The sequence below is a fragment of the Streptomyces sp. WZ.A104 genome, from assembly GCF_002382885.1.
Lineage (GTDB): Bacteria > Actinomycetota > Actinomycetes > Streptomycetales > Streptomycetaceae > Streptomyces.
In genome coordinates this window covers 20,365-31,718 of the sequence record NZ_NWVL01000085.1, presented here as the reverse complement: position 1 = coordinate 31,718, position 11,354 = coordinate 20,365, and the positions used below count along the sequence as shown (strand labels likewise).

Annotated in this window: 8 protein-coding genes and 1 pseudogene; 5 read left to right on the top strand and 4 right to left on the bottom strand. The window is 71.3% G+C overall.

Going from position 1 to position 11,354, the window contains the following annotated elements; genetic code table 11:
* From CIB93_RS31885 to CIB93_RS31875, 3 genes and pseudogenes are all read left to right on the top strand, one after another.
* Positions 1 to 406 (top strand): annotated as a pseudogene (locus CIB93_RS31885) (hypothetical protein); the annotation flags it as partial.
* The gene (locus tag CIB93_RS31880) at positions 403 to 675 is read left to right on the top strand and encodes a helix-turn-helix domain-containing protein (RefSeq protein ID WP_096631956.1); all 273 of its coding nucleotides are present in this window, start codon (positions 403 to 405) and stop codon (positions 673 to 675) included. The pseudogene CIB93_RS31885 and the gene CIB93_RS31880, both read left to right, overlap by 4 nt.
* Positions 676 to 756: 81 nt before the next feature.
* The gene (locus CIB93_RS31875) at positions 757 to 1,854 is read left to right on the top strand and encodes a hypothetical protein (RefSeq protein WP_096631954.1); all 1,098 of its coding nucleotides are present in this window, start codon (positions 757 to 759) and stop codon (positions 1,852 to 1,854) included.
* A 100-nt stretch (positions 1,855 to 1,954) separates the two neighbouring features.
* Here CIB93_RS31875 and CIB93_RS31870 read toward each other — a convergent pair whose 3' ends face one another.
* The 3 genes from CIB93_RS31870 to CIB93_RS31860 all read right to left on the bottom strand — a co-directional run bounded on the left by CIB93_RS31870 (position 1,955) and on the right by CIB93_RS31860 (position 7,633).
* Positions 1,955 to 4,000, bottom strand: a complete 2,046-nt coding sequence (locus tag CIB93_RS31870; RefSeq protein ID WP_096631953.1) for a family 43 glycosylhydrolase — start codon at positions 3,998 to 4,000, stop codon at positions 1,955 to 1,957.
* 102 nt (positions 4,001 to 4,102) lie between these two features.
* On the bottom strand, positions 4,103 to 5,656 hold the full coding sequence (locus tag CIB93_RS31865) for a peptidoglycan DD-metalloendopeptidase family protein (RefSeq protein WP_096631951.1): 1,554 nt from the start codon (positions 5,654 to 5,656) through the stop codon (positions 4,103 to 4,105).
* Positions 5,657 to 5,971: 315 nt separating this feature from the next.
* Positions 5,972 to 7,633, bottom strand: coding sequence for a peptidase M23 (locus tag CIB93_RS31860; RefSeq protein ID WP_096631949.1), 1,662 nt, complete (start codon positions 7,631 to 7,633; stop codon positions 5,972 to 5,974).
* 251 nt (positions 7,634 to 7,884) lie between these two features.
* Here CIB93_RS31860 and CIB93_RS31855 point away from each other — a divergent pair, with 251 nt between their 5' ends.
* Positions 7,885 to 8,943 carry a vWA domain-containing protein gene (locus tag CIB93_RS31855; RefSeq protein ID WP_096631948.1) on the top strand — a complete coding sequence of 353 codons (1,059 nt, stop codon included), beginning with the start codon at positions 7,885 to 7,887 and terminating at the stop codon, positions 8,941 to 8,943.
* A gap of 126 nt (positions 8,944 to 9,069) precedes the next feature.
* On the opposite strand, the gene CIB93_RS31850 is transcribed toward CIB93_RS31855, so the two are convergent.
* Positions 9,070 to 9,717: a LysE family translocator gene (locus tag CIB93_RS31850; protein WP_096631966.1), complete on the bottom strand. Its 648-nt coding sequence runs from the start codon at positions 9,715 to 9,717 to the stop codon at positions 9,070 to 9,072.
* A 234-nt stretch (positions 9,718 to 9,951) separates the two neighbouring features.
* Here CIB93_RS31850 and CIB93_RS31845 point away from each other — a divergent pair, with 234 nt between their 5' ends.
* The gene (locus CIB93_RS31845) at positions 9,952 to 11,295 is read left to right on the top strand and encodes a PLP-dependent aminotransferase family protein (protein WP_096631946.1); all 1,344 of its coding nucleotides are present in this window, start codon (positions 9,952 to 9,954) and stop codon (positions 11,293 to 11,295) included.
* Positions 11,296 to 11,354: the final 59 nt, after the last annotated feature.

The window sequence follows — 11,354 nt, the reverse complement described above, 5'->3', positions numbered from 1 at the left end:
CGAGGCCGAACTCGTCACCTGCTACCTCGAAGCGCTGGCGGAGCTCGGACCCGACACCCCCGACCCCGGCGGCCACGTGCTGCGCTCGGCCTGCTCGGGAGCGTGGGCCCTGTGGCGCAGGACCCGTTCCGAATGGGCGGTGGACGATGTGGAGACCACCGGGGGCGCTCCCCTCGACCCGGCGGGGGAGGGCTTCTGGGAGGCGGACTACGACCCGCCCGCTCGCCGGTCCGGACTCTCGGCGAACGTACGGATCACCGTCCCCGCGCACCGTGTGGAAGGTGTACGGCTCGGTGCGCTGGCCCGGGCCTGGGGAGCGGCGGACGCGGCGTCCGACGTTCGGTACTCCGGCCGGGGCCGACAGGTCGCCAGGATGTCCCTCCGGCACGGCGGGAGGAAGGGATGAGCACCCACGCCGAGTCGCCTCTCAGCTTCCGCGAGATCTTCGACCTCCCGGTCAGTGTCGACCTGCGTACGGCCGCCAGGGCCTTCGGCATGTGCCAGGGCACCGCCTACCGGCTGATCGCGCAGCGCGACTTCCCGTGCCCCACGGTCAGGGTCGGCCGGCGCCACCGGGTGCTGACGGTTGACCTGTTGCGGGCGCTCGGCATCGAGGAGCGTCCGGTCTTCGCCGACGAGGTCGCCGACGGGGTCGCGCTGACGCTCTTCGACTGACCCTCTCCGACCGCCTCACCGTATCCGCCCCACTGCGACCGACCCACTGTGACTGACCTGTTTCGACTGAAGGAGCCTGCCATGCCCACGTGTCTCGCCATCGGCCGGACGGCCGCCGCTGACCCTCCGGGCCTGCCCCAGGACCTGTCCCCAGGCCTCTCCCCCGACGACCAGCGCCATCGGTCCACCACCTTCTACGAGGAGGTCGTTCGTCCCGCATGCGAACAGCTCGGTCTCACCTTCGTACGTGCGGACCGGCTCACGGAGGCCGGTTTACCCGGCGAGCAGCTTCAGCGGATGGTGACCGAGGCCGACGTCGTCATCGCCGACCTCGGCGCACCCGACGCGGAGCTGGCCTTCGGCCTCGGTGTGCGGCACGCGCTCGGTCGTTGCACCGTCCATGTCACCGAGACGGCTGATGGGCCCTCAGGGCCCGCGGGGGTGACGCCGCACATCGCGTTTCCCGCACAGTCGGCCGACGCCGCCGGGGCCCGGCGGCAACTCATCGGCGTACTGACCGCAACGGTGGGCGGGCTGACCGCAACGGTGGGCGGGCAGACGGTCCCGGCGCTGCCCGCGGCCCCGGCGGAGCCCTGCGTGCAGACCGCGGCCGAGCCCGATGAGGAATCCCCGGGCCTGTTCGACCTGGTCGTCGAGGCGGAGGCACAGATGGAGGCCATCACGGGCGACATGGAGGATGTGGAGTCCGCGCTGGCGGATCTCGCGGCCATGATGGAGCTGATCACGGAGGACATGGCCCGGGTCAGCCACCCCGGAGCCACGATGGGCGCGAAGCTGACGGTGATCCACCGCCTTGCCCAGGCCATCGACGGACCGGCCGACGACCTGGAGGCGGCCGCCGAGCGCTTCGCGGGGCGCATGGAGGCGAGCATGGCCGCGCTGAGGGCGTTCCTGGAATGGGCAGAGGCTACGCCGCGCGGCGAATGGCCCGAGGGCGCCGAGGAGTTGCTGACGGACGTGGCCGGTGCACCGTGGGACATGCGGTCCGCCGCGGTCGCCTTCCAGGAGGTGCTGTCGTTGATCGACCTGTTCGCGGCCTCAAGCCGTCGGCTGCGCGGACCGGCTCGCCGTGTCGGTACCTCCCTGCGGACCATCTTCGGGAGCGTGGCCGTTCTGGAGGAGTTGCAGGCGGCAGCCGCGAAGCTCAAGGGGTCCTGACTGTATGGCCCGCACGGCCCGTATGGCCCGACAGGCCCTACGACCTGTAAGGCCTGTCGGGCCTGTAGGGCCTCTCGGCCCCCAGGAGGTGCCCGCGCTCCTAAAGCGCCTGGCTGCCCGACACGAGAGGCGCGACCGTGCGGTCACCGAAGGCCGTCCACGGCTGCCAGCCGCCGCTAGGCCGGGTCTGGACGCGAGTCCGGATCCGGCCCGCGGCGGTGACGGCGAAGACGTGCAGGCGGCCGGTGGCGTCGGGGGCTGCCGTGGGGGTGGCGACGAGACGGATGCCGGGCTCCCCGAACTCCCCGCCGGGGTGTACGTCCCCGCCGGGCGAGGTCTGCCAGCGGTGGTTGAGGCGGGCTCCGGCGGGGGTGAGGGAAAGCGCCTCCAGGCGCCCGTCGGCGTTCACGGCGAGGGCCGGGGCGGCGGCGCTCCAGGCGAACAGCGGTTGCCACGCGTCCCAGCCGCCGCTCGGTACGGACTGGCGTCGGGTGAAGGTTCCCAGGCCCGACGGGCCGATCGCGGTGACGGTGAGCCGACCGCTGCCGTCGCCGGCCACCCGGGGCGCGGCACCGGCGGCGCTGCCGAACCGGTGCCATGCCGCGGTCCAGGGGCCTCCCGGTGTCTCCTGCCAGCGGTGGTCGATGCCCGCGCCCCCGGGGGAGAGGGCGAACACCTCCAACCGGCCGTCGGCGTTCGACGCGACCACCGGGGGTGCGCCCGCCGCCCCGCCGAAGCCGGGCTGCCACGGGTCCCAGGCGAGGGCCCCGGCCGACCGCTGCCGTCGCCGCGCGAGGGAGGCGCCGCCGGGGCTCAGGGCGAAGACCTCCAGCCTGCCGCGGGCGTCGCGCGCGACGGCGGGGGCGGCACCGGCCGGGCCACCGAACTCCTCCCAGTCGTACCAGCCGCCGTCCGGCCGCTGCACCCGGTGGTGCAGGTTGGCGCCGCCCGGGGCGAGCGAGAACACCTCCAGGCGGCCGTCGGAGGTGCGTCCGAGGGTGGGGACCGCGCCTGCCGGCCCGCCGAAGGGCTCCCACGGCGACCAGCTGTCCGTGTGCGGATCGAGCTGGACGCGCCGCAGCATCGCGCGGTCGGCGGTGTCGAGGGCGAACACCGTAAGGCGGCCGTTCACATCGAGGCCCGCCACCGGGTTGTCGGGGCTCTGCCACAGCGGCGGGGTGTCCCGCCAGGACAGGGGTGCCACGTACAGCCCGTTGCGGAACCAGCCCGCGGCGCTCGCGTACCAGTTCTCGCCGTCGCGGATCACCTCCACGGCGTGACCCGCCACATGCCCCGTACGGCCGGTCAGCTCGAAACGGAACGCGTCCCGTGACGCGAGGACGTCGGTGCCCTCGTAGCCGCCCCGGGGACCGATGAACAGGTAGTACCAGCCGTCCCGCTCGACGACGTACGGCGACTCGGTGACCGACACGGTCGTGTCCGTGCTCGCGTCGGTGAACGCGACGCCCGGCTCGCCCCAGTGCAGCAGATCGGCGGAGCGACGGTGGGCCACGACGTGGTGCCCGTCGCCTGTCGTGGAGGCCGCGGAGAGTTCCGTGTAGTACATGACCCACTCGCCACCGACCCGCAGCACCATCGGGTCACGTGCGGCGCGCCCCCGGAACAGCGGTCCGGACGGTTCGCGGGTCCAGGTGAACAGGTCGGTCGACGTGGCGAGGTTGATCGCCGCGCCGTTCGTGCCGCCCGCCGCGTAGAACATCCAGAATCTGCCGTCCGCCTCGATGACGTGCGGCGCCCAGAGGTGTTCCTCACCGAAGTAGGACGGGTCGACGGTGAGCGCGTCGGGGTGGCTGGTCCAGGGGCCGTACGGGCTCGGCGCGGAGGCGTGGGCGAAGGACGTCTCCGCCGCGCTGTCGGGGGATTCGCCGCGCGGCGCGCTGTTCCCGACGATGCTGTACAGGTGCCAGCGGCCGTGGGCCCTGATCAGCGTGTGGTCGTTGAGATAGCGCGGGCCCCCGTAGGTGGACGGGTCGTAGACGTACGTGAACGGGCCCGCGCCCACCTTGTACGGGTGCGGGGCGCTCCCGGGCGCGGCTGCGGCGACGGCCGGGCCGGCGCCCAGGAGCGGGAGGGCGCCGGCGCCCGCCGCGCCGAGCAACAGGCTCCGTCTGCTGATCGGAGGCATGGGTTCCTTCGCGGGCATGAGGCCCTTCGCAGGTGTGAGGGCCTTTGCAGGTATGAGGCCTTCGCAGGTATGAGGCCTGCGTGGGATTGGGTCCTCCGGAGGTCAGTCGACGCCGGGGCCCGCCGAGTTGTTGAGCCAGCGCCACTGGGACCAGGTGGTGAAGCCGGTCTGCCATTTGTGGAAGGTGCCGTCCTGGTTGGTGCCGAAGACCTCGATGCGGCCGTCCGCGTTGGTGGCTGCGGTGACCTCGGTGCCGCCGGTGCCGAAGGTCGCCCAGTCGCTGTAGGGGGCGTTCACGGCGGTCTGCCAGATGTGCATGGCGGTGGCGTCGTTCACGGCGAAGACCTCGACCCGGCCGTCGGGGGAGCGCTCGCTGGTGAGCTGCGAGTTGGCGGGGCCGCCCGTGGGGTCCCAGCGGGACCAGCTCGTGGGGCCGGTCTGATAGCGGTGGAAGACGCCGGTGGGGCCCGACGCGAAGACCTCCAGGCGGCCGTCGGCGTTGTGATCGATCGTCAGATCGTGCCCGCCCTCGCCGAATCCCTCCCACTCGGACCAGCCGCCGTTGGGGGCGGTCTGGTACCGGTGCCCAAGGGTGGTGCCGTTGAGAGCGAACACCTCCAGCCGCCCGTCGGGTGCCTTGCCCATCTCCACCCGGCTGTCGGCGGGGCCGCCGCCCGTGGGCTTCCACCCCGACCAGCCGCCGTTCGGGGCGACTTGGTACTGGTGGAAGAGCCCTACCGGACCGGAGGCGTAGACCTCGATGCGGCCGTCGGCGTTGACACCGGCCGCGATGTCCCGGCCGCCGCCGCCGAAGTCCGCCCAGTCCGACCAGCCGCCCGAGGGGCGCGACTGCCAGCGGTGCTGGAAGGTGTCGCCGTTGATCGCGAACAGTTCCAGGCGGCCGTCGGCGTTCGGCGCGATGGCCAGTTCGGCGTTGCCGGGCCCGCCGAGCGACTCCCATTCCGACCAGTCGCCGTTGGCCTTCTGCTGCCATGCGTGATGGACGGCGTCGGCACCGGCGACGAACAGCTCCAGTCGCCCGTCCGCCGACCGCGCCGACACGACCCGTCCCGACTCCGACGGATACACGGGCGGTTGGGGACGGGGAACGCTGCCCGGGGTGCAGGGGAGCACCACGCCGCGCTCCGCGAGGTGGACCTCGGGGTCGATCCCGCGCGAGGCGGACCGGTCGCTCCAGATCCGCAGATGGAGGTGGGGGCCGGTGGACTGCCCCTCGGAGCCCATCAGGGCGATCTGCTGACCGGCCACGACCCGGTCCCCGACGGCGACGTCCCGTCGGCTCATGTGTCCGTACTCGGAGATCCGCCCGTCGGGGTGCTGGACCCGGATCCACTGGCCGTAGCCGGTGTTGTCGTACCCGGAGATGGTCACCTCGCCGTCGCCCACGGCGTAGATCGGCGTGCCGACGGCGTTGGCGATGTCGACACCGTTGTGGCCGTCGTGGAAGTGCTGGGACACGAAACCGGCGGCCGGGCAGGCCGCTGTGGCGGCGAGGGCGGCGGTAGCGGTAGTGGTGGCGGTGGTGGTCCGGGCGGCGGCCGCGGCCGGAGCCGCGGGCAGCAGCGTCGGCAGCAGCAGGGCGGCTGTCGCCGCGAGAACCCAGGTCAGCGCGCGTCGGGAGAGTCCTGGAAGCACGAGTCCTCCTCCCCTTGGCAGTCTCGGGGTGAGTGGGATGGACGGTCGGGACATGCGAACCAGCGGTACGCAGGGCAGTACGAAGGCAGTGTGAAGCGGTGCGCAAGACAGCACGGAGGCAGTGTGAAGCGGTACGAAGGCAGTGCGAAGGCGGTACGGAAGCTAGCAACAGGGCGGGGCCCAGTAGACCCCGGAACGTTACGGACTGACAGGCGGAACCACGTCGACTACACGGGAACGGTGCCGGAGCCGTCGTCCCGTTCGCCGCTGACGCGGTCCACGGGACGACGGCGTGAAGGGGAGAGGCCGCACCCCCTAGGTCATCGAGGGGCCGGCATCGTTCAGCCAGGCCCACTCCGACCAGGTGGCGAAGCCGGTCTGCCAGCGGTGGTAGACGCCGACATGGCTGGTACCGAACACTTCGATGCGGCCGTCGGCGTTGTTGCCCGCACTGACCGACGTACCGCCGCCGCCGAACTCCTCCCACTGCGAGAACTCCGCGTTCGGGCGGGTCTGCCAGGCATGGCCCGCCGCCGTGCCGTTCATGGCGAACACCTCGATCCGTCCGTCGACCGACCGTGCCGTGGCCAGCTCGGCGTCGGGGAGCCCGGCGGTGCCGGTCCACTTCGACCACGAGCTCGGGCCGGTCTGCCAGCGGTGGAACACGCCCTCCGAGTTGGAGGCGAAGACCTCCAGCCTGCCGTCCTGGTTGTAGCTGGCGGCCACCGCGTGCCCGCCCGTGCCGAAGGTCTCCCAGGCGGACCACCCGCCGTTGACGCGTGTCTGGTACAGGTGCTCGAACGTCGAGCCGGACAGCGCGAAGACCTCAAGACGGCCGTCGGGCGCGGTCTCCATGGCGAGCCGCGCGTTGGCCGGGCCGCCGTGGGTGCCCTCCCAGCCGGACCAGCCGCCGCTGGGCGCGGTCTGCCAGCGGTGGAACACGCCTTCGGCGTTGGAGGCGAACACCTCGATCCGACCGTCGGCGTTGTTGCCCGCGGCCAGTTCGTGCCCGCCGGTGCCGAAGGTCTCCCAGTCGGACCATCCGGCACTGGGCCGGGTCTGCCACATGTGATCGAACGTGCTGTCCGACAGCGCGAACAGCTCCAGCCGCCCGTCGGCGTTGGACGCCACCGCCAGCTGCGCGTCGCGCGGACCACCCGCGAACCGCCATGGCGACCACGCGCCGTTCACCTCGGTCTGCCATGCGTGATAGACCCCGTCGGCCCCGGCGGCGAAGGCCTCCAGCCGCCCGTCCGCGGATTGCCCGGACACGATCCGGCCGGAGGCGTACGGGTGCTTGGGGCCGCCGCTCGTCCCGGACCACAACGCGTTGGCGATCAGCGTGGCGTCGCCCGCCTCGATCCCGTACAGGTGGCGCAGGTCCTCGCGCGGTTGCTGCACCTTCCAGCACACCTCGCCGATCGGCGCGTTGTTCCAGGAGCCGTCCGGGTAGCGCCGCTCCATGTCGTCGAGGAAGGCGTTGGTGGCGTAGGCCGGGTCCAGCCGCTGCTCCTTGCTGCCCCACCAGTCCTGCTGCTGGAACAGCCCGATGCTGGTGTGGTCGACCGCCTGGGAGTAGTTGTTCATGCTGGCTTCCACGATGATCGTGGCGATGGCGATCGCCGCGGCTCTCGGGTTGAGCCCCCGGTCCTTCACCGCCTGCGTGACCATCCGGGCGCAGGACATCTTGTAGGCGTTCAGATATCCGGCCATCTTCGCCTTGAGCTGCGGGTTGAGCTGGGTGGCCATGACGCCGTCGGTGGCCGAGGGACCGGCCGGGTCGCACGGCGCGGTCGGAATGGCCAGGCCCTGAGGGCCGCTGAAGTACCGCGAGACACCGGACCGTTCGTCGCCCGGTCCGGGAGCGGGCAGGGGCCGGGCCACGGCGACCGAGGCGGTCAGCCCGATGATCAACGCCCAGATACCGGCCACCAGGGCCAGCCCGGTGAATGCGCGGTGCGAGCCGCTTCCTGCCATGGTGTGCCTCTCCGTCGGGAACTCCGCTCGTTGGCGGCCGACAGTAGAAAGCACCGATGAAATACCGATGGAATCGGCTCCCCCTGGCCCCCTGGCCCCCTGGCCCCCCTGGCCCCCCTGGCCTCCCTGCCTCCTGGCCCCCTGCCTCCCTGCCTCCCCGGCCCTCCCCATCCCGCCGCCCCGGGCGTTGTCAGTGCCTCCCCATAGAGTCGGAATCACCAGTCGGGGAGCCTCGGAGAGGGAGCACAGACATGTCCGCCAACAGGATTCAGCACAAGGTCAATCACGTCGCGCTGGTCGTGGACTGCTCGGGTTCCATGCGGCAGCACGAGAGTCAGCTCATCCGGGTCGTCGACGAGTTCGTGGCGGGGCTGAAGGCCGAGTCGGACAGCCTCGGTCATGAGACCCGGATCAGCCTCTACTCCTTCGACCACAGGGTGGAGAACCTGGTCTGGGACATGGACGTGAAGCACCTGCCGTCCATGCGGGGGCTGTACAAGGTCAACAACGGTGCCACGGCGCTCATCGAGGCCTCCCTCAAGTCCCTGGACGACCTGGGGCACATCTGGGAGGAGTACGGCGAGCACAGCTTCCTCCAGATCGTGGTGACGGACGGCGAGGAGAACGCCTCCGGTGGCGATCGGCGGCACGACGGGGACATGGCGATACTCGGCCCCTGGCTCGACAGGATCGCGGCGAAGATGGGCCGGCTGCCGGGGCACTGGACGTCCGCGATCCTCGTTCCGAACTCGCTGGCGAAGCGCACCGCCCAGAACTACGGCTTCCCGGCGGGGAACATCGCCATCTGGGACGCGGATTCCCAGGAGGGTGTGGAGGAGGCGATCGGCACCGTGCGCGCCGCCGCCACCAGCTTCCTGCGCGGACGGGAACAGGGTGTGCGCGGTACGAAGAATCTGTTCGCCGTCGGCCAGGACATATCGGTGGACGATGTACGGGCGGTCCTCGAACCGATCCCGGCCGACAAGTACCGCCTCCTGAAGGTCGACAAGGAGATGGAGATCCGGCCGTTCGTCGAATCACACCCCGGTGTGGCGTATGAACGTGGCTCCTGCTACTACCAGTTGGGCGCCCGGGTGCAGGTTCAGCCGGGCAAGGAGGTCATCGTGGTCGAGAGGGACACCGACCGGGCGTATACGGGCGACGCGGCGCGCAGCCTCCTGTTCGGGACGGGCGTCCACGGGACCGTATCCGTGAAGGCCGGGAACAACCCCAAGCTGGAGGTGTACGTGCAGAGTCGTTCCGTGAACAGGAAGCTCAAGGCGAACACGCGTCTGCTCATCATGCTCTGACGCCTGACGCCTGACGCCTGACGCCTGACGCCTGACGCCTGCCCTATGCCTTCCGACGTTCTGCCCTCTGCCCTCCGACTCCGGCTCCCTGGCCTCTGCTTGATGCCTGTGCTCAGGTCCCGGGGATCAGCTCGCACCGGCCGGAGCCGATGTGTCCAGGGCCACCGAGACGGCCAGCAGGCCGAGTGCCGTTCCCATCAGGTAGCGCTGGGCCCGGAGCCAGGAGGGGCGGCGGGCGAGGAAGAGCGCGATGGTACCGGCGGCAAGGACGATGCTCAGGTTGACGGTGAGGGCCACGGCGATCTGGACGGAGCCGAGAACGATGCCCTGGAGGAGGACGTTGCCCGCTTCCAGGCTGATGAACTGAGGGATGAGGGAGAGGTACATGATGGCGATCTTCGGGTTGAGCAGATTCGTCATCAGACCCATGGTGAACAGCCTGCGCGGGGAATCGTGGGGCATCTCCTGGGGGGCGAAGACCGAGACGCCCCCGGGCTTCAGGGCGCTCCACGCCAGGTAGGCCAAGTAGAGCGCACCGGCCATTTTCACGGCGACATACAGCGGGGGCACGGCGAGGAACACCATCGACAGGCCGAGGTTCGTGGCCAGCAGATAGACCAGGAAGCCCACGGCGACACCGCCGAGGGACACGACACCGGCGCGTCGGCCCTGGGTGATGCTCCGGGAGACGAGGTAGATCATGTTCGGGCCGGGGGTGAGCACCATGCCCAGAGCCACCATCGCGACACCCAGCACTCCACCCAGCTCAACCATGGCCACCCGCCGCTCTGTTCACGTCCCGAACACGTCCCGACGTGCGCTGTCGCACCGGTGCAGCACCGGGATTGCTCCTGGTGTGGCTCGGGGCAATGCGAGTCTAGAGTCGCGCTTTAGGTCGGTTCAATACTGGACATTGCACTCGGTGCAATGATGTGTTTCGATGCCGCTCACTGCGTCTTGATGCCGCTCGCTGCGGTTCGGTGCCGTTCACTACGGGGGGTGAGGTCCGTGAAGGACTTCCGGAGCGTTGCCGACACGGTGGCGCGGGAGATCGCCGCCGGTCGGCTGAAGCCCGGGGAACGGCTCCCCCCGCAACGGGAGTTCGCTCGTCGGTACGGCATAGCCAACTCCACGGCGACCCGGGTCTACCAGGAACTCGCCCGCCGGGGCCTCACTGTCGGCCAGGTGGGACGCGGCACGTTCGTGCGTGATGCGCCCGGTGCGCCCGCGCCGGCCCCCGCCCTGTCCGAACCCGCCGTCGGTCGGGTGGACCTGGAGCTCAATCATCCCGTAGTGCCCGAGCAGGCCGGGCTGCTCGCCGCCGGGCTCGGCAGGCTGGTGTGCCCCGAGCGGCTGGAGTCGGTGCTCCGACCGGTCGGCCCCGACGGCACTCCCGCGGCTCGCGAGGCGGCGGCGGACCTGCTCGCGCGGGGCGGCTGGCGCCCCCTCCCGGAGCGGGTCCTGTTCGCCGGGAACGGCCGTCAGGCGATCTCCGCCGCCATCGCCGCGCTGACCCGGCCGGGCGCGCGGCTGGGAGTCGAGGAGCTGACGTATCCGGTGCTCAAGGCCATCGCCGCCAGGCTCGGCGTCACCCTCGTGCCGCTGGCCATGGATGCGGAGGGGCTGATCCCCGAAGCGGTGGAGGAAGCGCACCGCGCCGAACCGCTGCACGCCGTCTACGTACAGCCTGTTCTGCACAACCCGCTGTCCCTCACCATGCCCCCGAGCCGGCTGGACCGCCTGGCCGATGTGCTGCTTTCCTTGGGTATCCACGCCATCGAGGACGCGGTCTGGGCCTTCCTCAGGGGCGATCTGCCGCCCCTCGCGTCGCGGGCCGCCGAGCGGACGGTGCTCGTCGACAGTGTGTCCAAGCGGTTGTCCCCGGGGCTGTCCCTCGGGTTCGCCGTGGCTCCCGCCGCGCTGATGGGGAGGGTGGCCGCGGCCGTGCGCTCCGGGGGCTGGGTGCCGATGCGGTTTCCGCTGGAGGCGACGTGCCAGTGGCAGGCGGACGGTGCTGTCGACCTGCTCGTACGGGCCAAGCGGCGGGAGGTCATGGCGCGCCAGGAGATCGCGCGGGCCCACCTCGGTGACTTCCGCACCCGCAGTGATCCCCTCTCCTGCTACCTCTGGTGGGAGCTGCCGAGCCCCTGGCGCGCCGACACCTTCGTCGCGGCCGCCGCACGGCACGGCATCGCGGTAACCCCGGCGGCGGCGTTCGCCGTCGGCCGCCACCGTGGCCCTCAGGCGATCCGCCTCGGCCTGGCCTCGCCCACCGCGGCGACCCTCTCCCGCGCCCTGTCGACCCTCGGCGATCTCGCCCGGTCCGCACCGGAGGACCTCGTTCAGGACTGACCGGAGGGCCTCGTTCAGGGCTGAGGTGGGACGGGGCGGAGCTGAAGCCCGTCCGGGAC

What these genes read in the sequence shown, in the direction of transcription:
- CIB93_RS31880 (WP_096631956.1), top strand. Translation starts at nt 403, where the DNA reads ATGAGCACCCACGCCGAGTCGCCTCTCAGCTTCCGCGAGATCTTCGAC.
- CIB93_RS31875 (WP_096631954.1), top strand. Translation starts at nt 757, where the DNA reads ATGCCCACGTGTCTCGCCATCGGCCGGACGGCCGCCGCTGACCCTCCG.
- CIB93_RS31870 (WP_096631953.1), bottom strand. Translation starts at nt 4,000, where the DNA reads ATGCCTCCGATCAGCAGACGGAGCCTGTTGCTCGGCGCGGCGGGCGCC.
- CIB93_RS31860 (WP_096631949.1), bottom strand. Translation starts at nt 7,633, where the DNA reads ATGGCAGGAAGCGGCTCGCACCGCGCATTCACCGGGCTGGCCCTGGTG.
- CIB93_RS31855 (WP_096631948.1), top strand. Translation starts at nt 7,885, where the DNA reads ATGTCCGCCAACAGGATTCAGCACAAGGTCAATCACGTCGCGCTGGTC.
- CIB93_RS31850 (WP_096631966.1), bottom strand. Translation starts at nt 9,717, where the DNA reads ATGGTTGAGCTGGGTGGAGTGCTGGGTGTCGCGATGGTGGCTCTGGGC.